The organism is Mesorhizobium sp. M0292, assembly GCF_040321695.1.
GTDB lineage: Bacteria > Pseudomonadota > Alphaproteobacteria > Rhizobiales > Rhizobiaceae > Mesorhizobium.
In genome coordinates, this window is record NZ_JAMYSB010000022.1 from 77046 (window position 1) to 98725 (window position 21680).

Annotated in this window: 20 protein-coding genes; 10 read left to right on the top strand and 10 right to left on the bottom strand. The window is 64.1% G+C overall.

Translation table 11 applies throughout. The features are described from left to right. Positions 1-9: 9 nt before the first annotated feature. The 4 genes from NKI96_RS26060 to NKI96_RS26075 all read right to left on the bottom strand — a co-directional run bounded on the left by NKI96_RS26060 (position 10) and on the right by NKI96_RS26075 (position 4193). The gene (locus NKI96_RS26060; protein ID WP_352806900.1) at positions 10-1095 is read right to left on the bottom strand and encodes an ABC transporter ATP-binding protein; all 1086 of its coding nucleotides are present in this window, start codon (positions 1093-1095) and stop codon (positions 10-12) included. Positions 1096-1289: 194 nt separating this feature from the next. After that, positions 1290-1880: a DUF922 domain-containing Zn-dependent protease gene (locus NKI96_RS26065; RefSeq protein ID WP_023673473.1), complete on the bottom strand. Its 591-nt coding sequence runs from the start codon at positions 1878-1880 to the stop codon at positions 1290-1292. 52 nt (positions 1881-1932) lie between these two features. Further along, positions 1933-3210, bottom strand: coding sequence for a D-tagatose-bisphosphate aldolase, class II, non-catalytic subunit (locus NKI96_RS26070; RefSeq protein ID WP_023821235.1), 1278 nt, complete (start codon positions 3208-3210; stop codon positions 1933-1935). Further along, complete coding sequence (locus NKI96_RS26075) at positions 3207-4193, bottom strand: tagatose kinase (protein WP_031198058.1); 987 nt, start codon at positions 4191-4193, stop codon at positions 3207-3209. Before NKI96_RS26075 ends, NKI96_RS26070 begins: the two co-directional genes overlap by 4 nt. A gap of 209 nt (positions 4194-4402) precedes the next feature. Here NKI96_RS26075 and NKI96_RS26080 point away from each other — a divergent pair, with 209 nt between their 5' ends. Then, a complete protein-coding gene (locus tag NKI96_RS26080) occupies positions 4403-5032 on the top strand; it encodes a glutathione S-transferase family protein (protein ID WP_023709493.1) in 630 nt (209 codons plus the stop codon). Between the two features lie 149 nt (positions 5033-5181). Next, complete coding sequence (locus NKI96_RS26085; RefSeq protein ID WP_081731260.1) at positions 5182-5415, top strand: hypothetical protein; 234 nt, start codon at positions 5182-5184, stop codon at positions 5413-5415. Between the two features lie 66 nt (positions 5416-5481). On the opposite strand, the gene NKI96_RS26090 is transcribed toward NKI96_RS26085, so the two are convergent. The 6 genes from NKI96_RS26090 to NKI96_RS26115 form a co-directional block, all read right to left on the bottom strand. Further along, the gene (locus NKI96_RS26090; RefSeq protein WP_023705110.1) at positions 5482-5979 is read right to left on the bottom strand and encodes a GNAT family N-acetyltransferase; all 498 of its coding nucleotides are present in this window, start codon (positions 5977-5979) and stop codon (positions 5482-5484) included. 10 nt (positions 5980-5989) lie between these two features. Continuing rightward, complete coding sequence (locus NKI96_RS26095; RefSeq protein WP_023727059.1) at positions 5990-7006, bottom strand: ABC transporter permease; 1017 nt, start codon at positions 7004-7006, stop codon at positions 5990-5992. Continuing rightward, complete coding sequence (locus tag NKI96_RS26100; protein ID WP_488494635.1) at positions 7003-8634, bottom strand: sugar ABC transporter ATP-binding protein; 1632 nt, start codon at positions 8632-8634, stop codon at positions 7003-7005. Before NKI96_RS26100 ends, NKI96_RS26095 begins: the two co-directional genes overlap by 4 nt. Before the next feature lie 171 nt (positions 8635-8805). Beyond that, positions 8806-9753, bottom strand: coding sequence for a substrate-binding domain-containing protein (locus NKI96_RS26105; protein ID WP_023673481.1), 948 nt, complete (start codon positions 9751-9753; stop codon positions 8806-8808). Between the two features lie 407 nt (positions 9754-10160). After that, entirely contained in the window at positions 10161-11168 is a 1008-nt protein-coding gene (locus tag NKI96_RS26110) for an aldo/keto reductase (RefSeq protein ID WP_352806904.1), read from the bottom strand. Beyond that, the gene (locus NKI96_RS26115) at positions 11165-11521 is read right to left on the bottom strand and encodes a hypothetical protein (protein WP_156033644.1); all 357 of its coding nucleotides are present in this window, start codon (positions 11519-11521) and stop codon (positions 11165-11167) included. The genes NKI96_RS26110 and NKI96_RS26115 overlap by 4 nt, the downstream gene beginning before the upstream one ends. Before the next feature lie 45 nt (positions 11522-11566). Between NKI96_RS26115 and NKI96_RS26120 the strand changes: the two genes are divergently transcribed. From NKI96_RS26120 to NKI96_RS26155, 8 genes are all read left to right on the top strand, one after another. Beyond that, complete coding sequence (locus tag NKI96_RS26120) at positions 11567-11791, top strand: hypothetical protein (protein ID WP_023673483.1); 225 nt, start codon at positions 11567-11569, stop codon at positions 11789-11791. Between the two features lie 117 nt (positions 11792-11908). After that, positions 11909-14401: a DNA ligase D gene (gene ligD, locus NKI96_RS26125; RefSeq protein WP_352806906.1), complete on the top strand. Its 2493-nt coding sequence runs from the start codon at positions 11909-11911 to the stop codon at positions 14399-14401. Between the two features lie 448 nt (positions 14402-14849). Continuing rightward, positions 14850-15755, top strand: coding sequence for a non-homologous end joining protein Ku (ku, locus tag NKI96_RS26130; protein ID WP_023685883.1), 906 nt, complete (start codon positions 14850-14852; stop codon positions 15753-15755). Then, entirely contained in the window at positions 15752-16879 is a 1128-nt protein-coding gene (locus NKI96_RS26135) for a tetratricopeptide repeat protein (protein WP_023821232.1), read from the top strand. The genes ku and NKI96_RS26135 overlap by 4 nt, the downstream gene beginning before the upstream one ends. Positions 16880-16900: 21 nt before the next feature. Beyond that, entirely contained in the window at positions 16901-17545 is a 645-nt protein-coding gene (locus tag NKI96_RS26140) for an alpha/beta hydrolase family protein (protein WP_023730397.1), read from the top strand. Between the two features lie 7 nt (positions 17546-17552). Beyond that, entirely contained in the window at positions 17553-18323 is a 771-nt protein-coding gene (locus NKI96_RS26145) for an exodeoxyribonuclease III (protein WP_023821231.1), read from the top strand. A 106-nt stretch (positions 18324-18429) separates the two neighbouring features. Beyond that, positions 18430-20001, top strand: coding sequence for a WD40 repeat domain-containing protein (locus NKI96_RS26150; protein WP_023824465.1), 1572 nt, complete (start codon positions 18430-18432; stop codon positions 19999-20001). Positions 20002-20081: 80 nt separating this feature from the next. Beyond that, positions 20082-21464: an SEL1-like repeat protein gene (locus NKI96_RS26155; RefSeq protein WP_155921579.1), complete on the top strand. Its 1383-nt coding sequence runs from the start codon at positions 20082-20084 to the stop codon at positions 21462-21464. Positions 21465-21680 lie beyond the last annotated feature (216 nt).

Consider the following 21680-nt stretch of genomic DNA (forward strand, 5'->3'; position numbering starts at 1 on the left):
ATGCGGTCCTTACCATCCGTTACGCGTTTCAAATCGTGTTCCGGTCGTGCCGTCAAAGAGATGAATCAGGCCAGGCGCGGCAGAGAGCCGTATGGATTCGCCCGGTGTTAAGGCATGGCGTTCGCGGAAATTGGCGACGATCTCGTCGCCGCCGGCGGTGCGGCCGATGATCTGCACTTCCGACCCGGTCGGCTCGACCACCGCGACGGTGCCTGGAATGCCTTGGTCTGACGATAGCCGCAAATGCTCGGGCCGTATTCCCAGCACCACCGGATGACCGTTGCCAACGGCCGGCGCGCCGGCCAGCGGCACGGAAATTCCCCCGGCGCCGCGAAAGGACGGAGACCCGTCGGTGACGATCTCGCCCTTGATCAGGTTCATGGCGGGCGAGCCGATGAAACTGGCGACGAAGAGATTGTTTGGCCTGTCGTAGAGCTCCAGCGGCGGTCCGATCTGTTCGACGATGCCGTCATGCATGACGACGATCTTGTCGGCCATGGTCATGGCCTCGATCTGGTCGTGGGTGACATAGACTGTGGTCGTCTTGAGCCGCTGGTGCAGTTCCTTGATCTCGGCGCGCATCTGCACCCTGAGCTTGGCGTCGAGATTGGAGAGCGGTTCGTCGAACAGGAAAACCTGTGGATCGCGCACGATCGCCCGGCCCATGGCGACGCGCTGGCGCTGGCCGCCGGAAAGCTGGCGCGGATATCGCGTCAGCAATGGCACCAGCCCGAGGATTTCGGCGGCGCGCTGAATGCTGGTAGCGCAATCGGCCTTCGAAACACCTTTGAGCATGAGCGAGAACGCCATGTTCTCGGCGACCGTCATGTGCGGGTAGAGCGCGTAGTTCTGGAACACCATGGCAACGTCGCGCTCTTTCGGCGCAACGTTGTTGACGACCCGATCCCCGATCGCGATCTCGCCCCGAGAAATCTTTTCCAGGCCGGCGATCATCCTGAGAAGGGTCGATTTTCCGCAACCCGACGGGCCGACCAGCGTGACGAATTCGCCGTCGTCGATATCCACACTGACGCCATGCAGGACCTCGACGGTACCGAACGATTTGTAAACATCGCCGATCGCGACAGACGCCATCGATCTCCTCCCGAATGCTTCTTGCGACGCCCCGAAGGAAACCGCTCCTCTCCCGCCTCGCGACCGTCTCCCATTCCCCCAACAGGTCGCGTGACGATCAGACGGTAGCGCTACCAAGCCTGCCTGTAAAGCGGCCATGCGGCCGGTGCTCTTGTCGTTCGGAACACCGGCGCAATGACCGGTTCGCCGGCAAACTACCCCCCATTCACAAAAGCCAGCACCAGCTTCTGCAGGTTTCCGCCGGGGCCGAATTCGACCCGGTCGAAGTCGCGGCTCGCCTGCCGCTGAGCCAGCGAGATCTGGGCGAGTTGCCTCGTCAGCTCGGTTCTGATCTTGCTGCAGGCGGGGTCATCAGTAACGGTCAGGCCGACGCTCACCGCCTCGATCTTGCGCACCATCTCGGCGATGGCTGCGCCATGCACTCTCTCGTGGGCGGCGAGCCCGGCGATGAACACCGTCCAGTTCTTCTGGACGGAAGCCGGCAACGGTTCGGCCGGCTTCGGCAAGGTGTAGGTGATGATCAGTTTCGGGCGCGCCGATTTGAGCACGCAGGCGTCGCCTTGCGGCCTGTAGTCCCTGGTCCAGGTCAGCTTGAAATTGGTGTGCGCAATGACCCGACCCTTGCCGAGCAAGGGGCCGGCTTCGCCGATCGCGGCATAGAGTTCCGGGCCGGTCCGCCCTGCGATGGCGTAGGTCTCGACCTTTTCGACCGGCTTCCAGTCGGCGCGTGCCGGCGACGCCAGCAGGGAGGCCGCGAACAGGAGAAAGAACATGGCTGGTTTCATGGAAACGTCAGAGACACTGGGCTGAGGCAAAGATCAACCCGGCGCAATGCACTCAGGTCCCACGGCAGGCCGCGTCATAGTCGGCCAGCACCTGATCGACAGCTTCGAGAAGGATAGCCTCGGGATTGCCCGCCGGCCCGAGTTCGGCCGGCAGCGCCGGCAGGAATTGCCGCATCAGCGTTTCGGGAATGGCAACGTCGTCCAGCGCCTTGCGCAGGCGCTCGACGGCCGCGACAGCGGTGGGGTTGCTCCAATAATAGCGGATGCGGTCGCTGTAGCTGTAATGCCGCTGCACATAGAGCTCTGCTTCATTGCCATGATAGTGGCTGTGCCAATGGCCGGGGGCTGCCAGCATCGCGCTTTCCATGGTCCGGGCGAGCGACCGGTCGCCATAGTCCCTGGCCATTTCGGAGGCGATCAGGTCGAGCCCGTAAAGCGCCTCGCGCAAGGCGAAGGTCAGGCCGGGGCCGACCTTGAGGATAGGAAAGCCGTTTGCGACCAGCGCGGTCAAAGCCGCACGGGTCTGGTAGTCGGTCGAATGCGCCTCGTAGACGAGCGACGGCTGCTCATCGAGCAAGCCGGTCAGGCCCTTGGATTTTTCGGGCGCGTAGGCGACGACATTCTGGCTGCCGAATTCCACGCCCGGCTGCACCACCACGGCCATGACGCGGCTGAACGCCTCGGTCAGGCCTTCGCGGGCAAAGATCTCCCGGTGAACCTCGATCGTGCGCCGCGCCGCCGCCGCCTCGGTCGGCTTCAACTCGCTGATCGCATGGTCGACGCCGCCGGGGGCGGGAACTTCGGTGCCGATGATGTAGACCGGCAAGGTGCTGCCTGCGGCGTGCGCGCCCGTTTCGGCCGCCTTTGCCAGCCGCGCCGCCCGGGTGGCGATGGTCTCGTCGTCAAGCGCCGCCGGCTCGCCGGCGCAGCCCATCGATGCGTCGAGATGGATCTTGGTGAAGCCGGCCGCGATATAGGCGCCGACCATGGCCTCGGCCTTGTCCATCGCCTGCGCCGCCGGCTCTGCGCGCCACGGGTTCGGTCCCAGATGGTCGCCGCCGAAGATGATGCGCGAGGCTTCCAGCCCCTCGCGGCAGGCAATCTCCAGCACGAAGGCGACGAACAGCGCCGGGGTCATTCCGGTATAGCCGCCGAACTGGTTGACCTGATTGCAGGTTGCCTCAATCAGCAGGTTTTTCTCCCTGTCGGCAACGGCGCGCCTGATCGCCGTCTGGATCACCAGCGGATGCGCGGAGCAGATCGAGGTGATGCCGTAGGGCGAGCCGTTTTTGCGCGCGCTGGCGAGGCCTGCAAGCGGGTTGGCGCTCATGTCCGTCTCGCTGTTCCCTTGATGAATTGGTCAAGCGCATCGAAGCCGGCGGTGCCTTCCATCGGGCCGCGCCGGGTGATGTTGCGGGCGCCGGCGGCATTGGCATAAAGCAGCGCCTTGCCGGGCTCCATCCCCTGGCGGCGGCAAGTCAGGTAGGTGGCGCCAAAGCAGTCGCCGGCGCCCGTCGGGTCGACTTCCTCGACTTGAAAACCGGCGCAGTCGATCCTGGCGCCGTCGGCGCCGAACCAGGAAGAGCCGTCAGCACCGCGCTTCAGCACGATCTCGCCGACGCCCCTGGCAAACAGCGCCGCCACCGCCTGATGCTCGTCATCGACGCCCGCCGTAGCGAGCAATTCGTCGCCGGACGGCAGCAGCAGGTCGGCATCGTCGATGAGGGCGGAAAACAGTGCGCCGTCGGAGCCGTCGATCAGCTCCTTGCGCACATTCGGGTCGAATGAGGTCGAGCCGCCGCGGGCACGAACCGCCTGCACTGCGTAGCTGACGATCTCCTTCAGCCCTGCCACCGACAGCGTCGATCCCATGATATGCAGATGGCCGGCCCTGTCCGCCAGCAGGCGCGCAGCAGTGGTCAGGTGGATCTGCCCGGCGGCGGATTCGGCGATGTTGTAGACGAAGTCCCTGATACCATCGGGCCGGTAGCGCACGAAGGCGCATCCCGTCGGGAAGCGGTCGCTGATATCGACGGCGGAGACGTCGACGCCGTCGCGCTCCAGCCGGTTCAGGTTGAGCGTGCCGAAATCGTCGCGACCGACGCAGCCGATGATGCCGGCGCCGCCTCCCAGCCGGGCGACCTGGTCGATGAAGATCGCCGGCGCACCGCTGGGGAATGGCCCGACAAGCGATTGCGGCTCGAGGAAGCCGAAACCCCGTTCCGTCGCCATGATCTCGACCAGGATTTCGCCGGCGACAATCGTTGGCCCCACGGCCTCGGCGGCGATCTCGCTTCGGCGCGAAAGGCTCATGCTTGCGATTCCTCTCACACGCAAACTGATTGCTTGCCCGCGCAGTTATCCGACGCAAGTGTTTATCGGGTAAATCGCACATACAGCGAAGTCAATAAAGCTCTCATGCGTATAGTTTATCTGTTTCCGCGCGTACACATTGCAGGATTCGGGTGGCTGGTATCGTGGCACCGTGCAAATCAGGCGTCGACCGCAGCGAAAGGACAGCCATGCTCACGCTTCATGATTATTTGCCGTCGCAAAACGGTTGGAAGGCGAGGGTCGTGCTCGGCCTGCTCAACATTCCCTATGAAAGCCGCCTGGTGTCGATTTTCGAGGGCGCGAGCCACACCGACGCTTTCCTGAAGCTCAACCCGGCCGGCGCCGTTCCTGTGCTCGAACTCGAGGATGGCCGTGCGATCGCCGAATCGAATGCGATCCTCATTTATCTCGCCGAAGGCACGCCCTTGCTGCCGGCGGATCGCTATGTCAGCGCCAAAATTATGCAATGGCTGTTCTTCGAACAGTACCATGTCGAGCCGGTCATCGGCTCCCTGCGCTTCTGGACGCTGGCCGGAAGGCTGGAGCGCCACCAGGCGATTGTTCCGGCCAAGCGCGAAGCCGGCGCCCGCACGCTGGCAGCGCTGGAGCGCAGCCTGAACGACACGCCCTTCCTTGTCGGCGACACGCTCACCATCGCCGACATTGCTGTCTATGCCTACGGCCACCGTGCCGAAGACTGTGGCTTTGCGCTGTCGGGTTATCCGGCGCTCCTCGCCTGGACGGACCGGGTGCGCGACGCCATCGGTCCCGGCTATCCCGTGCACCTCTACAGCATCGATCCGCACTCGGCTGCTTGACGGCAAAAGGCCCGCGCGTTCACCTTGCTTAGTCGAAAAGAAGACCCAGATTCTGCTTTGTCGGCGGTTTTTTCTCGCAATCCGTTGGCTGGATGGCCGGGTCTCGGCGTCATCTCGACGACCGGCCGGCACTTAGCATGGAGGTGACCATGACACGCAACGACATCATTTCGGTGTTGGGGCCGGTAGACGAGGCGGTCATAGCCGACATCGCGCTGACCGGCGCCACCCTTGAAGAACTGCGCGAGGCGTTCGCTTGGCTCGGTGCCGACGAGGCGCTGGTCAACGAGGGTCGCCCCTTGCCGGGAACGAAGGTGGCGCGGCTGATCGAAATTCTCGATATGCCGGACGACGAGGACGGCCGGCAAGCGGCGTCGCAGTAGGCCGTAGGCGTAGGGTATCGGTCTGCGCCACCTTATTCCCTATTCCCTACGGCCTATTCCCTTCCCTTACGCCCTCGACAGCAGCCGGCGCATGATCAGCGAGGCGTGGCCGCCAACGCCGTGCGCGGCCGTGTGGCGCTCGACCACTTCGAAACCGTGCTTGCGATAGAAGGCGATCGCCCGGTCGTTGCCCTCGATCACTTCCAGCGCAATGCTGGGGATGCCGGCATGCGCGACAAGCACCGCGTGCAGCAGGTCGGTGGCGAGCCCGCTGCCGAACTCTGTCTTGTCGATGTGCAGCCGGTCGAGCAGGACATCGCCACGGTCGTCCATCGCCGCCATCGCGTAGCCGGCGATCGAACCGTCCGGCCGTTCGGCCACGAACGACATCTTGTTGTCGTCCCCAAGTTCCTCGGCCAGCCGCTCGGGCGCATGCTTGTCGTCCGAGAGGCGTGCAGTGGTCTCGGGTCCGAGGATCGCCGAATAGGTGCGCCGCCAAGACTCTCCCAGCAGCCGCGATACCGACGCTACATCGTTCTCTGTCATCGCCCTGATCTGAACCATGGCCGATCCCTTACCGCCTTACCCGCGACTTCAGCCAACGATCGAAGGCCACGGCCAGGATCAGGATCAGGCCGATGACGATGCTTTGTGTGTAGGACGAGACATTGTTGAACTGCAGCCCGTTTTGCAGCACGCCGATCAGCGCTGCGCCCACCACCGTGCCGCCGACCGAGCCGATGCCGCCGAATAGCGAGGTACCGCCGATGACCACGGCGGAAATCACCGTAAGTTCGTAGCCGATGCCGGCTACGGCTTCGGAGGAGTTGAGCCGTGCTGACAAAACGAAGGCCGCCAGCCCGGCGAAGAAGCCGACGATGACATAGACCGAGATCAGAATGCGGTCGACGCGCAGGCCCGACAGGCGTGCGGCCTCGGCATTGCCGCCGACGGCATAGACGGCACGGCCATAGCGCGTATAGCGCAGCACGATGTGGCACAGGATGGCGGCCGCCGCGAAGATGATCGCGGGCACCGGCACCGGTCCGATGAGCCCGGTGCCGAACCAGCGCATCGAGGCGTCGAAACCGGAGATCGGTCCGCCATTGGAGATGGTCAGCGTCAGGCCGCGAAACACTGTGAGACCACCCAGCGTGACGACGAAGGGCGGCACTTTCAGCCTGGTGATGGCAAAGCCCTGGACGCCGCCGGCCAGCGCCCCGACGATGACGGCGGCAAGCAAGGCGGCGAACCAGCCATATCCTTGCGTGCCCGTGGTCGACAGCGACAGCGTGTTGGCGGTGCCGCCCTTGGCCACCACCGCCGCCACCATGCCGCAGAAGGCGAGCAGCGAGCCGACCGACAGGTCGATGCCGGCAGTGAGGATGACGAAGGTCATGCCAAGCGCGATCAGCCCGGTGATCGAGATCTGCCTCAAAATGTTGAACAGGTTGATTGGATCGATGAAGCTCGGCTTCAGCACGGTGAAGATGACGATCAACACCGCCAGGAACATCAGCGGCCCAAAACTCATCAGAAGCCGCGCGATGTTGATGCCGCTGCGCCGGGTCTGTTCGGTGGTGCTGGTCATTGCGTTGCGTCCTGCTTGCGGTCGAGCGCCATCAGTTCCATCAGTTTTTCCTCGGTCGCTTCGATGCCCGGCATTTCGCCGGTGATACGGCCGCGCCGCATCGTAACGATGCGATCCGACACTGCCAGCACCTCCGGCAGCTCCGACGAGATCATCATGATGGCGATGCCGCGTGCGGCAAGCTGCACCAGGATCTGGTGCACTTCGGCCTTGGCGCCGACATCGACGCCGCGCGTCGGCTCGTCGACGATAAGTACTTTCGGGTCGCGCGCCAGCCAGCGGGCCAGGATCACCTTTTGCTGGTTGCCGCCGGACAGCCCCTCGATCGCCTGCTCGGGCGAAGCCATGCGGATCGACAGTGCCTTGCGATAGCCGGCCAGCGCCTCGCGCTCGCGCCGTTCGGCCATGAAGCCGGCGCCATTGCTGTAGCGGCCGAGCGAGGCGATGGAGAAATTGTTGAGAATGCCAAGTGCTGCAAAAATCGCCTGGTGCTTGCGGTCTTCCGGCACCAGCCCGATGCCGAGTTTGATGGCGTCGGCGGGGGAGGCCGGGGCGATCGGCTTGCCGTCCAGCGTGATATTACCCGCCGCGATGCGGTCGGCGCCGAAAATGGCGCGGGCAAGCTCGGTGCGGCCGGAACCGACGAGACCGGCAACGCCGAGGATTTCGCCGGCCTTCACATCGAGGTCGACGCCTTCGAGCACGATGGCGTGCGGCGCCAGCGGATCGCGCACCGTTCGCAAGCCTCGCACCGAGAGCCGGACCTCGCCGGCGACGTCGCGCTGCGTCGGCCGCGCGTAGAGTTCGGAGGCGGCGCGGCCGACCATCTTCTCGATGATCTTCGGAATCTGGATGGGCCGGCCGTCGCGGTCGAGATGACCGGCCAGCCTGCCGTCCCGCAGCACGGTCATGCGGTCGCAAATGGCGGACGCTTCTTCCAGCCGGTGGGTGACGAACATGATGGCGACACCGTCCTTGCGCAGCCTGTCCATGATCGACATCAGTTTCTGCACCTCGGTCTCGGTCAGCGCCGAGGTCGGCTCGTCCATGATGATCAGGCGGCTTTCCAGCGACAGAGCGCGGGCGATTTCGACCAGCTGCTGTTCGGCTACCGACAGCGAGGACACCGGCGTCGCCGGATCGATGTCGAGACCGACGCGGGCGATGATCGCGCGCGAGGCGTCCTCCATCCTGCGCCAGCTGACCAGCCCGAGCGGCCCGAGCGGCGCGCGGCCGATGAAAATGTTTTCCGCAACCGTCAGCGTCGGGATCAGGCTCAGTTCCTGATAGATGGTGACGATGCCATGCCGCTTCGCATCCTGCGGACTGGACGGCGCGTAGTCGGCGCCGTCGAAGACGATGCGGCCGCTTGACGGCGGCATCACGCCGGACAGGATTTTCAACAGCGTCGACTTGCCGGCGCCGTTCTCGCCGAGCAGGCCAAGGATCTCACTGGGCCGCACCTCGAGCGAAACGTCGATGAGCGCGGTGACGCCGGAAAAATGCTTGGTCACGCCTTCGACGGAAAGGAGCGGGGGCGATGATGCGGTGGGTTCAACGGCGGACAAGCATTGCTCCCGGATTGCGATAGGCAGCGGGACAGCGCCCCCCTCTGTCCTGCCGGACATCTCCCCCACACGGGGGGAGATCAGCAGTTTTGCCGGCAGCACTATTTCTATAACGTTGGCGATTGGCGAAAGCAGACGTGACGGCCAATCTCCCCCCAAGTGAGGGCGATGTCCGGCAGGACAGAGGGGGGCGCGACAGAGCGCGACCTCCACCCGTCATGGGCCCTACTTTCACTTCGTCTCGTTCAACCTCTCCGCCTTGTCGAGATTGTCCTTGCCGATGACGATCGGCGTCAACAGCACCAGCTTCTCCTTCGGCTCGGTCTTGTCCCTGGCGAAGGCGACCGCGATCTGCACCGCCTTGCGCGACTGTTCGCCGGGGAACTGCTCGACCGTGCCGGCGAGCTTGCCGTCGCGCACGGCGACCAGCGCTTCCGGCAGCGCGTCGAAGCCGTAGATCTTGACGTCGGTGAAGTTGCGCGCGGCACAGGCTTCGAGCGCGCCGAGCGCCATGTCGTCATTGGCGCAGATGATGGCGTCCGGCTTGCCGTTGGCGGCAAGCCCGGCCTCGGTCACCGACAGCGCTTCGGCGCGGGCGAAATTAGCGGTCTGCTCGAAGATGATCTGGTACTTGTCCTTGAGCGGATCGAGCACATTGTGGACGCCTTTGTTGCGGTCGATCGCGGGCCCGGCACCCGGCTGGCCCTGCAAATGGAACAGCTTGGCGCCGTTCGGGAACGCCGCCACCATGGCCTGCGCCTCGGCTTCGCCACCCTTGACGTTGTCGGCGCCGACATGGGCGAGAATGCCCTCGACGCCGTCGACGCGGCGGTCGATCGTCACCACCGGAACGCCGGCCTTGACCGCTTCCTCGATCGCCGGCGCCAGCGCGTTGACGTCAAGCGGCGAAATCACGATGGCGTTGACCTTCTGCACAAGTGCGGCCTCGATGTCGGCGGTCTGCTTCGGCGCCGAGTTCTGGCCGTCGCTCTCGGTCAGATTGACGCCTTGCGCCTGCGCCTCCGCCTTGATCTCGTTCAGCATGTGCACAAAGAACGGAAAGCCGAGATTGGGCACCGAGCCCAATATGGTCAATTTGTCGGCGGCAAAGGCCATGGGCGCGGCCAGCGCCATGGCGCCGGTCGCCACGGTCGACAACAGGAATTCGCGTCTGTTCATCAGATATCCTCCACATGAACGCAGGAGCCCGAAACCGGGAGCGGCTCGGGACGGTCCTTGCGTCAATTCAAAAATGGAGTGTCCTGTGACCGCCCCGAGGGGACGCGAGGCGCTCCAGCCGGTCCGCCGCAACGTTCTCCTCCGCACGGCGCCGACCCGAGGATGCTAGCCAAGGAAAATCGATTACGCAAGGTGAGGCGAGGGGCTGAAACTGCTAATCTCCCCCCTTGTGGGGGAGATGTCCGGCAGGACAGAGGGGGGCGCTGTCCCGCCGACATTGGCCAATTTCACTTACATCTTTGAGCTAACCTCTACGCAGAATACTTGATGCGGGCGATCCTTCGCGCCCCCCTCTGCCTTGCCAGGCATCTCCCCCACGAGGGGGGAGATTGGCAGCTTAGACGCCTCTACCTGTCGATCGTTGTCATCACCCGCTCATTGTAGCGCGGCCCTGAGACCTTGCCCGGCGCAAGGGCTGCGTCGAGCGCAGCTATCTCGGCCGCGTCGAGCGTGATCGCGGCCGCAGCAACATTTTCTTCGAGATACTTGCGCCGCTTTGTCCCCGGGATCGGCACGATGTCAATGCCGAAACCGTCGCCCTTGCCGAGCACCCAGGCCAGCGCGATCTGTGCGGGCTTTTCCCCTTTGGCCGCGGCCACCTCCTGCACCGCAGCCGCAGCCGCGACATTGGCGTCGTAGTTGGCGCCCTGATAGCGGGGGTCGCCGCGGCGGAAATCGCCTTCCGGATAATCCTCGGCGCGTTTGACGTCGCCGGCGAGGAAACCGCGGCCGAGCGGCGCGAACGGCACCAGGCCGATGCCGAGCTTTTTGAGCAGCGGGATGATCTCCGGCTCCAGATTGCGCTCCCAAAGCGAATACTCGCTCTGCAGCGCCGAGACAGGGTGCACGGCATGCGCACGGCCGATATTCGCCGCGCCCGCTTCCGACAGGCCGAAGAAGCGCACCTTGCCATCGGCAACCAGCCGGCCGACCGTGCCGGCGACGTCTTCCATCGGCACCGCCGGATCGACGCGATGCTGGTAGTAAAGGTCGATATGGTCGGTGCCGAGCCGCTTCAGCGAGCCCTCCAGCGCCTCGCGGATATGGTCGGGCCGGCTGTCACGCTCCGTGCCGACCTGTCTGCCGTTTTCGATGCGGAAGCCGAATTTGGTGGCAAGGGTCACCTCATCGCGCCGGCCCTTCAGCGCCCGCCCGAGCAGTTCTTCATTGGCATAGGCGCCGTAGACTTCCGCCGTGTCGAGGAAGGTACAGCCGAGTTCGATGGCTCGGTGCAGGGTAGCGATCGATTCCGCCTCGTCGGCAGGGCCATAGGACTGGCTCATGCCCATGCAGCCGAGGCCGATCACCGAGACCTGCAGCCCCTGGCTGCCGAGTTTGCGGGTGCTGAGGGTCATTGCCGTTCTCCTTGGGGCTGAGGAAAACTATAGCGGCCGCTCCTCCAGTTTCCATAGCTGTTCGGCGGAAGAACAGCGCTTCCCTTGACAAAACCCAGCCGCAAGCGCCTTTGCCGGCGGCCATTGGGGGCCATGGGATACCAATGAAGAAGATCTACGAGAAGCCGACGCTGAACCGGCGTCAGCAGCTCTCGCGCGTCACCGCGCTCATAATTCCTTCGGACCACTAACCGAATATTGTCGTCGCCATTGCAAAGTCCGCTGCCGAGGCGCAGCGGTTTTTTGCTGCCGCCGGATCGTAGCGCTGCCAGAAGCAGGCGGTCAAAATTGACAGAGCGGCCGATCTCCAGCATCCTTATGCCGCCGCCATGTCTTGCGGTCTTGTGTATGAGTGAGCCATGGCCAGTTCCGTCACCAGCCAGAATTCCAAGCGCGCCGCGGTGCGCAAGGCGCTCGACCGCCACAAGGTCTACGTCACCGCGCAAAGCTTTTCCGGCGGCGTCTACTCGGCCCGCGTGCTGGTCGACGGCGAGGCCTACTGGGTCGACGAGTTCCGGCTGAGCCAGCTCCAACAAGGGCTGTCCCCGGCCGAGCTAGACCTGACGCCCGCCTCAGACGATTGAGCGTGATCTCCACATTCTTCGCACCACGCTGGGAAATCTGAAATGTTGGCGGGACAGCACTGTGCAGGAACGCGGCGCAGGGAAGGTTCGTCCGCCGCCGCCGCTCCCGCCTGACCCATGCCAACCCCGCCAAAACTCAAGGCCTATCGCGCCAAGCGCGAATTTACGAAGACGCCGGAACCGGCTGGCGGGCTCATTTCAGGCGACGGCAACCGCTTCGTCGTCCACAAGCATCACGCCACCGCCGACCATTACGATTTGCGCCTGCAGGTCGGCGGCGTGCTGAAAAGCTGGGCGGTGCCGCGCGGGCCTTCGCTCAACCCGGCCGACAAGCGGCTTGCAGTCGAGACCGAGGACCATCCGCTCGAATATATCGACTTCGAGGGCGTCATTCCCGAAGGCGAATATGGCGGTGGGCCGATGATCGTCTGGGACACCGGCACCTGGGCACCGATGGACGATGTCGACAAGAGCCTGCGCACCGGCGCCTTCAAGTTCCGGCTGGCCGGCGACAAGTTGAATGGCGGCTGGATGCTGACCCGTCTGAAGCCCAAGCCCAGCGAAGACAGCGAGAAGAAAAACTGGCTGCTGTTCAAGGAGCGCGATCTCGCCGCCGATACCGGCCTCGACATCCTGGAAGCGCGGCCGGAAAGCGTGAAGTCCGGCAAGCGGATCGAGGAGCTGGTGGCGCCGCCGAAGAAGCCGGCCCGCCTGCCGCCCAAGCCCGGCGCGCTGAAACCCGGCGCGCTGCCCGGTGCGGCCAGGGGCGATCCGCCGTCGCGCATCGAGCCGCAGCTCGCCACGCAGGTGCCGAAGCCACCGGGTGGGCCAGTGGAAGACACAGGTGAACTCTGGCTGCACGAAATAAAATTCGACGGCTACCGCACCATGGCGCATATCGCCGATGGCGAGGTCAGGCTGATCACCCGCGGCGGCATCGACTGGACGAAGCGTTACGGCGACCTGCCGCAGGCATTCGCCCGGCTGCCCCTCAGCCAGGCGATCATCGACGGCGAGATCATGGTGCTGGACGAGAAGGGCATCTCGCGTTTCGCGCAGCTCCAGGATGCGCTGTCGGCGGGTGCGGGCAGCAAGCTCCATTTCTATGCCTTCGACCTGCTGCATCTCGACGGCTGGGACCTCCGCAAGGCGCCGCTCGCAAAGCGCAAGGCCCTGCTCGCCGAACTGCTAGCCGGACAGGGCGCCAACTCCGCCATCCAGCTGAGCGACCATGTCGAAGGCGACGGACAGGGGCTGTACGATCAGGCCTCGATCCTTGGGCTGGAAGGCGTCGTCTCCAAGCGCGCCAACGCCATCTACCAGAGCGGCCGCACGAAGAGCTGGACCAAGGTCAAGGCGCTGGAGACCGGCGATTTCATCATCGCCGGCTACACCGTTTCCGACGCGGCCGAAGGACTGGCGGCACTCGGCATGGCTGAATTCGCGGATGGCGAACTGCACTATCGCGGCAAGGTTGGCACCGGCTTCGATGCCGCTACGGCGGGCGACTTGCTGGCCCGGCTGCAGCCGCTGCGCGACGGCGCGACAGCACCCGAGGGTGTGCCGCGCGAGATCATGCGCGAGATGAAATGGGTGCGGCCGATGCTGTCGGCCCGCATCCACTACGCCAACCGAACGGCGGACAATTCGCTGCGCCACGGTGTGTTTCGGGGCTTGCGCGATGTCGGCCTGTCGACGCCGGTGTCGCCGAAGCGCAAGCGGCTGATCGCCGAAGCTGATCTCGCAACCATCTGGGTGACCAATCCGGAGCGGCGGCTGTTCGGCAAGACCGGACCGACCAAACTCGACATCGCCGTCTATTACGCGCTGGTCGGCGATTTCATGCTGCCGCACATTATGGGCCGCCCGGTGTCGCTGGTGCGCTGCCCGACGGGCCTGCCGAAGGACTGTTTCTTCCAGCGCCACGCCTTCACCGGCATGCCGCCGTCGGTGGTCACTTTTGACGCCACCAACTCCGAAGGTGAAACCAAATCCTATCTGTCGGTCGAGGGAGCAAAAGGCTATCTGGCACTCGCGCAGTTCGGCGTCGTTGAGTTCCACACCTGGGGCACGCATCGCTTGAGCCTCGACAAGCCCGACCAGATCGTTTTCGATCTGGATCCGGGTGAGGGCATCGCCTGGCGCGAGGTGGTCGAGGCCGCCGTCCACATCAAGGGCGAATTGGAGCGGTTCGGCCTGGTGCCGTTCGCCAAGACATCCGGCGGCAGCGGCATCCACATAACCGTGCCGGTGACGCAAAAGCAGAACTGGAAGAAGCTGCACCAGGCGACCAGCGCCATCTCCACGCACCTGGCGGCCACCGCGCCCGACACTTTCACCACCACAATGGGCAAGGAAAACCGCAAGCGCCGCATCTTCATCGACTATCACCGCAACGCGCGCGGCCACACCTCCGCGGCGCCTTATTCGCTGCGCGCCCGCACCAACCTGCCGGCGTCGACGCCGGTGAGTTGGGCAGACCTTGAGACGATCGATGCGCCGCAGGATCTGAACTATTCGTCCTTGCCGGGGCTGTTGGCGACGTCGGGCGATCCGTGGGCGGACATGGAGGATTTCGCAAGAGATTTGCCGTTGTTTTCGGGGAAGTAGATCGGGAGGTGTTGGCGATCCGGCACACCCCCCTCTGTCCTGCCGGACATCTCCCCCGCAAGGGGGGAGATCGGATGTCGCCTCTGCTTTCGCCAATCGCAAACCTTGCAAGAGGAGCGATAAGGTTGAAGCTGCCAATCTCCCCACTTGCGGGGGAGATGTCCGGCAGGACAGAGGGGGGTGCTGTCCCTCCGGCATGACTTACTTCCCCAAGTCCATCGACCATGCGGACAATTTGAATTATCCTCCGTCGGTGCCCTCCAGCTCACCTGGAAGGTTTCGTCAGGAATTTGCCGGTATGTTTGGGGCCGGTGTAGGATTTCCGCAGCACCATTCGTCCTTTGGACGAAGCGCTGCAGTAAGCATGATCCCGAAACGTGGGAACCGATTTTCGGTTAAGATCATGCTCAGTCTGAAATGTCAGTGCGTGGCCGCGTAGGAGAGTATCATGGCGCCCAGGGCAAGTTGGAAAGGTTACCTCAAGCTCAGCCTCGTCAGCTGTCCGGTCCGGCTCTATCCGGCAACGACGACCAGCGAGCGCATATCGTTCAACCAATTGCACAAGAAGACCCACAACCGCATCAACATGAAGCCGGTCGACCCTGAACTCGGCCTCGTCGAGCGCGCGGACTTGGTCAAGGGTTACGAATACGAGGACAAGCAGTACATCATCATCGATGAGGCGGACCTCGAAGCAGTGCGCATCGAATCCAATCACACGATGAACATCGAGGCCTTCGTCGACGAAGACGAGGTCGACGTCATTTATCAGGATGCGCCGTACTACATGGCGCCGGATGGCGCCATGGCAGAGGAAACCTTCGCTGTGCTGCGCGAGGCCATGCGCAAATCCGGCAAGCTGGCCATCGCCCGCCTTGTCCTGTCCAGCCGCGAGCGCGTGGTGACGATCGGCGCGCGCGAGAACGGCATGTTCGTCTGCACCTTGAGGAACCCGAACGAAGTGCGCGGCACGGCTGAATATTTCGGCAACATCCCGGCTGGCAAGCCGGATCCCGAAATGCTGCAATTGGCCGAAGCGCTGATCAAGCAGAAGGAAACCACCTTCGATCCGAAGAATTATGAGGACCGCTACGAGATCGCGCTGATGACGATGATCCGCGAGAAACTGAAGGGCCATAAGCCGATCATTGCGGCGGCGCCCGAGCGTGGCAATGTCATCAACCTCATGGACGCGTTGAAGGCGAGCCTGTCGCAATCAGCCAAGCCGCCGGCCAAGTCGAAGAGCAAGGCCGACGACGCTGAAAAACCTGCCGCCAAGGGTAAGGCGGGTGCGGCCAAGGAAAACCCGTTGAAGGCCAATCTGCTCAAGGCCGTCGGCAAGAGCAAGGGGTGACGGCGCCGACCGGTATAATCCCGGGCGCCGTTTTCGGCGCCATCGGCGCGCTGGCGGCATTTCCGCTGCGGCTCGCGGCCCGTGAGGTGGAGCGTCAGCACGGCCAGTTGCGGCGCGGCGTCACCAGGCGCACCAGCCATGTTGTGTTCGGCCGAACGCTGATCGCCAAGGCCGGCACGGCGAAGGGCGGCGATGCCGAGATCGAGCGCCGGGTTGCAGCCGAGGGCTCCGCTGGCCGAACACTCCTTAGCGAAAATGGCTTCCTGCGCCTGCTTGGTCTGATGAAGGCGCCGGAGGCGTCTTCGCTGTCCAGGCAGTCTCTCGTCGACCAGTCCAGACTGTCCGGTGCCGACCTCGACCTGCTCAGCCTGTTCGACGCCTTCGAGCACGATTGTGAACCCTACTCGTTCCGCGATCTGATCCTTGCCCGCAAATATGCCGGGCTGGTCGCCGGCGGTGCATCCTGGGGCGCGATCGCGCGCTCCGTGCATCGCTCCGGTCCGGTCGCTTCGCTCACCGCCAAATCGCTCAATGTCGGCTCGCAGCATGGCCGGCCCGATCAGATCTATCTCGAGGATGGCCAGAGCGAACTCGACGGCCAGCTGCTGTTCGATCTCGGCAGCGCAAGCGCCGCCGGCGACGACACGCTGGAAGAATTGTTCGCCGAGGCTGAAAGCGCGGAACAGGAGGGCCGGCACGACGATGCCGCGGCGCTCTACCAACGCTGCCTCAGCATCGATCCGAGCGACGCCATCGCCGCGTTCAACCGCGCCAATTGCTTGCGTGGCGCCGGTCGCGTGGCCGACGCGGCGCATGACTATGCAAGAGCGATCAAGCTCGATCCGGCGTTCGTCGAGGCCTGGTTCAACCTCGCCGGGCTGATGAGCGACGAAGGCAAGATCGCCTCGGCGCGCCGGCATCTGGTCAAGGCCATCGCGCTCGACAAGAGCTACGCCGATCCGGTGTTCAACCTTGCCCGGCTGGAGTTCGACGCCGGCAATCTGACCGAAGCCCGCCGCCACTGGGTGCGCTATCTCGAACTCGATGCTGACAGCGAATGGGCGCGCACTGCGCAAAAGGGGATACAGTTCGTCGATCTGCAGCTGGCGCGGACGGCGGGGTGAGGCGCAATGGCAGCGCACCCCATGACCGCCTTCCTCTTCGACGGTAACGAAACCGCCGCGGTCACCATCTTGCTAGCCCACGGCGCCGGCGCGTCGATGGATTCGCCTTCGATGACCGCCACCGCCAAGGCGCTGGCCACCGCCGGCTTCCAGGTCGCGCGCTTCGAATTTCACTATATGGCGGCCCGCCGCTATGGCCAGCGCAAGCCGCCACCGCGCGCCGAAACGGTCAACCCGGAATACATCAAGGCCATCGCCGATCTGAGGGCGAGGGGCGTCGCTGGTCCGCTCATCATCGGCGGCAAGTCGATGGGCGGGCGCGTCGCCTCGATGGTCGCCGACGAGATGTTCGCCAAGGGCGAGATTTCGGGCCTCGTCTGCCTCGGCTATCCCTTTCATCCGCCGGCCAAGCCCGAGCAACTCAGGACAAAACATCTCGCCGACCTCAAGACGCCGACGCTGATCTTCCAGGGCACCCGCGACGAGTTCGGCACGAAAGAAGAGGTCGCGACCTACGGTCTTTCCAAAGCCATCGAGGTGATCTGGCTGGAGGATGGCGACCACGACCTGAAGCCGCGCAAGAGCGTGTCGGGGTTTTCGACCGCCGATCATCTGAAGACGCTGGCCGGGACGGTGAAGGCGTGGACAGGGCGGATCGTTTCCTGATCGCCAAATGAAAATCGCCACCTTCAATATCAACAACGTCAACAGCCGGCTGCAAAACCTGCTGGCGTGGCTGGCGGCAGCCAAGCCCGATGTCGTCTGCCTGCAGGAGCTGAAGGCGCGCGACACGCAGTTTCCGCGCACGGCGCTTGCGGCGGCCGGCTATGGCGCGGTGTGGAAGGCCGAACCGACCTGGAACGGCGTTGCCATACTGGCGCGAGGAGCCGAGCCGGTGCTGACCCGTGACGAACTGCCCGGCGATACCGCCGACAAGCAGAGCCGCTACATCGAGGCGGCGGTGTCGGGCGTCGTCATCGCCTGTCTCTACGCGCCCAACGGCAACCCGCAGCCGGGGCCGAAATTCCAGTACAAGCTGGCCTGGCATGAAAGGCTGGAGGCGCATGCCGCAGAACTCTTCGACACCGGCCTGCCGGTGGCGCTGGTCGGCGACTACAACATCGTGCCCGAGCCGCGCGACATCTACGCCACCCGCTCCTATGACGACAACGCGTTGGTGCAGCCGGAAAGCCGGGCGTCGTTCCAGCGTCTGCTCGAGCAGGGCTGGACCGATGCGCTGCGCAAGAAGCATCCGAAGGAAACGCTCTACACATTCTGGGACTACCGCCGCAACCGCTGGCCGCGCGATGCCGGGCTGCGGCTCGACCACATCTTGCTGTCGAAGAAACTGGCGCGCCGCCTCACCGCTGCCGGCATCGACCGCGATGTCAGAGGTGAGGACGGCGCCAGCGACCACGCGCCGGTATGGGTCGAATTGAAGTGAATTTGGCTGCGTGATCGCGCCCACTTTCGTGGGCGCAGTTTTGCGCTATTTGTTTCGCTGCGGCGGCCGCATGATGAGCAAGGTGCGGCACCGGAGGGGGAGTCCGATGGACAGGTTGGCCGAAAGGCTGTTTGCGCTTCCGCTGCTGGCGGCCGCTTTGGCTTGTCTGGTGCGGGCGTATCTGCTGCTCGGCGACAGAGATTTCAGCTGGAGCGGGATCGACCACATGCTGCACGGCCCAGCCACGCTGCGACCGGTGGTGTTCCTGACCGTCGGCGGGCTTTGCCTGCTTGGCGCCCTGTTGTTCTGGGCCGGACTGCTGCCGGGTCGGCGAAGCCAGCCTGCTGGAACGCCGCTTTTTGGCCGCGACGCCGAGATGGAATCCAAGGGTCGCCCGGGCTGGCGGCGCGCCTTCCTCATGTTGCCGGTGCTCGCCGTGTTGGCGCTGCTGGCCGACCACTTCCCTTGGGCGCGTGACGCCGGCCCGGGCGCTGAGGTCGTCGCCCCGAGGGAGCCCAAAGCCGAGCCGAAGGGCCAGGATATCGCCGGCGTCCCACCGGACCTGGCGACGCCGGCGGTTCCACCGAGTTCGCCGCCGCTCGCCACGCCTCCCGAGCCAACCCCGCCTGAGCAGGCTGCCAAACCGCCGGAACCGGCGCAGCCTACGCCTCCGGCTGCTCCCCCTCGGCCGCCACAAGTCGCACTCGCTCCGGCGACACCGCCACCGCAAACCGTCGCGCCGTTGCCGCCGCCTCCGCCGGCGCTGCCGACCCAGCCCGACGGCCACCGCGACGCCGTCGTCTGGCTCGCCGTCTCGGCCGATGGCCGCGACGTCATGAGCGCCAGCACCGACCACATGATCAAGCTCTGGGACATCGCCGGCAAGCGGCTGATCCGCAACCTTGGCGAACACAAGGACATGGCGCGCACGGCGCTGTTCATGCCCGACGGCGCAACCGCGCTGACCGCCGGCGACGATGGCGAGATCGTGCTGCGAAAGCTTGCCGACGGCGCGGTGCTGCATGTCTTCTCGTCGGGCGCGAATGGCGGCGTGCGTAAGCTGGCGATCAGCCCGGACGGCAAGCGCGCCGTCAGTGGCCACGACACCGGCAACGTCATCGTCTGGGATCTCGTCAACAAATCGGTGCTGCATGTGATGACCGGACATGACTGGCCGATCAGCACGGTCGCAATCTCGCCCGACGGCACGCGCGCGCTGAGCGGCTCCATCGACGGCACGCTGAAATTCTGGGACGTCGAAAGCGGCAAGCAATTGCGAAGCTGGCACGGCCACGAGCAGGGCACTTACGGCGCCGTCTTCACCGCCGACGGCCATCATGTCGTCACCGGCAGCGGCGACTACACGATCAAGCTCTGGGACCTCGACACGTTTAGGGAATTGCGCCGCTTCGAGGGTCACGAAGGCACCGTCTATACGCTGGCGCTGTCGGCCGACGGCAAGCGCTTGGCCTCCGGCTCGCTCGACGGCACTGCGCGGCTGTGGGATCTCGGCACTGGAAACCAGATCGCCATGTTCGACAGCCGCACCGGCCCGATCTACGCCGTTGCCTTCGCCACCGACGGCACGCTGCTCACCGGCGGCGACGATCGCACCATCAGGGATTGGCCGGCGGCTGGCGGCGATGGCGAAATCCTGTTCGCCGGCGCACCGCAGTAGCGACATCAAATGCTTTGGATATTCCAGAACAGCCTGGCTTGCGCTATGGATTACTGGTGGCTGCAAATGGATTGGGGACGGTGAGCAACAACGACTGGGCGCCCAAAGTGGATACACCTGTCTACAGCCCGCCCACGTCGCGTCGCCGAGGGGTCCTTACCGTCGTTCTGGTGTTGCTGGCGGCTTTTGTGCTGCTCGGTCCTGGCCGAAATTACTATGTGCAGTGGTCAGCCATTAAGAAGATTCAAGCGGCTGTCCTGGCAAAGGATTATCGCGAGCAATTCCATCAGATCTCCGTGCTGGCCGACATGGGAAATGCTGACGCACAGTACAATCTGGGATTAATGTACTGGCGTGGCCAGGGTATTGCCCAAAATGACAGGCAGGCGACCTACTGGTGGGGCAAAGCAGCCGAGCAAGGAAATGCAGATGCGGCATCCTTGCTCGCCCAGGCCTATTCCCATGGCCGAGGTGTCGAAAGAAACGACCAACTGGCGTTAAAATTTGCCACACAGTCGGCCGACAAGAGCAACGCGAATGGTTACTATGCCATCGGCACCCTGTACGCGCAGGGCCAAGGTGTTCCGCAAAGCTATGAGCAAGCTCTCTCCTGGTGGCGCAAGGCAGCCGATGGCGGCAGTACCGAAGCTGCCTACTGCATCGGTCGGTCCTATTATCTCGGTGAAGGCGTTGAGAAGGACGATCAGCTCGCCGTGACGTGGGTGCGAAAGGCGGTCGACAAGGGTGAGCCGAATGCCCAGTCTCTGTTGGGCACGCTGTATTCGCTTGGCCACGGCGTCGGTCAGGATGACCGCCTGGCCTTCGAATGGTGGATGAAGGCCGCGGTCGCCGGTGTGCCGGAAGCGCAATACTCCTTAGCAAACGCGTATGAATTGGGAAAAGGCATCGGCAAGGACGACGCCCAGTCGTTCGCCTGGTTGGTCAAGGCGGCGGAACAGGACAATGTCCCGGCGCAGTCTGCGCTGGCCTATGCCTATGCTACGGGCAAGGGCACTGCCAAAAGTGATGCCGAAGCATCGTCCTGGTGGCTGAAGGCGGCGAGCCAGGGAGACGCTTATGCGCAGGCGAACCTCGGCCTTGCATATTGGACGGGCGCCGGACTGATCCAGAGCGACGCCGATGCCGTTTCGTGGTGGCTCAAGGCCGCAAAGCAGGGGGACGTTTCGTCTGAACTGTACCTGGCTGTTGCCTATGCCCGCGGCAGAGGGATAGCCAAGGATGACAAATCCGCCGAATTCTGGTTGCTGGAGGCAGCCAAGGTGGGAAATGTCGAAGCAGAACTCAACCTTGGCAAGCTTTATTACACCGGCATCGACGGCAAGCCGAACTATCCGGAAGCTGCCAAGTGGTTTTCCACATCGGCAAGCCACGGAAACGCCGAGGCCAGGATCTTCCTCGAAATGATGAAGGAAAAAGGCCAGTTCGACAGCAAGACGCTGTGAGCTGAGGTCAGGCAACTCCGCTGAAATCGCCGAGATCGTGTCATATAACGGACATGCAGCAGCGGACACCAAAACTGTCTTTCATCAGTCAATTTCGGAGGCCACTTATGCCTACCGGCCATCTCCCCACTTGGGCCCGTTGCGTTATAGGCTTTGGGCGTGGAGAGAGACGGCAAGGGCAAATGCGAGGTGGTTTTCCGGCGCTGGTTTGTGGCC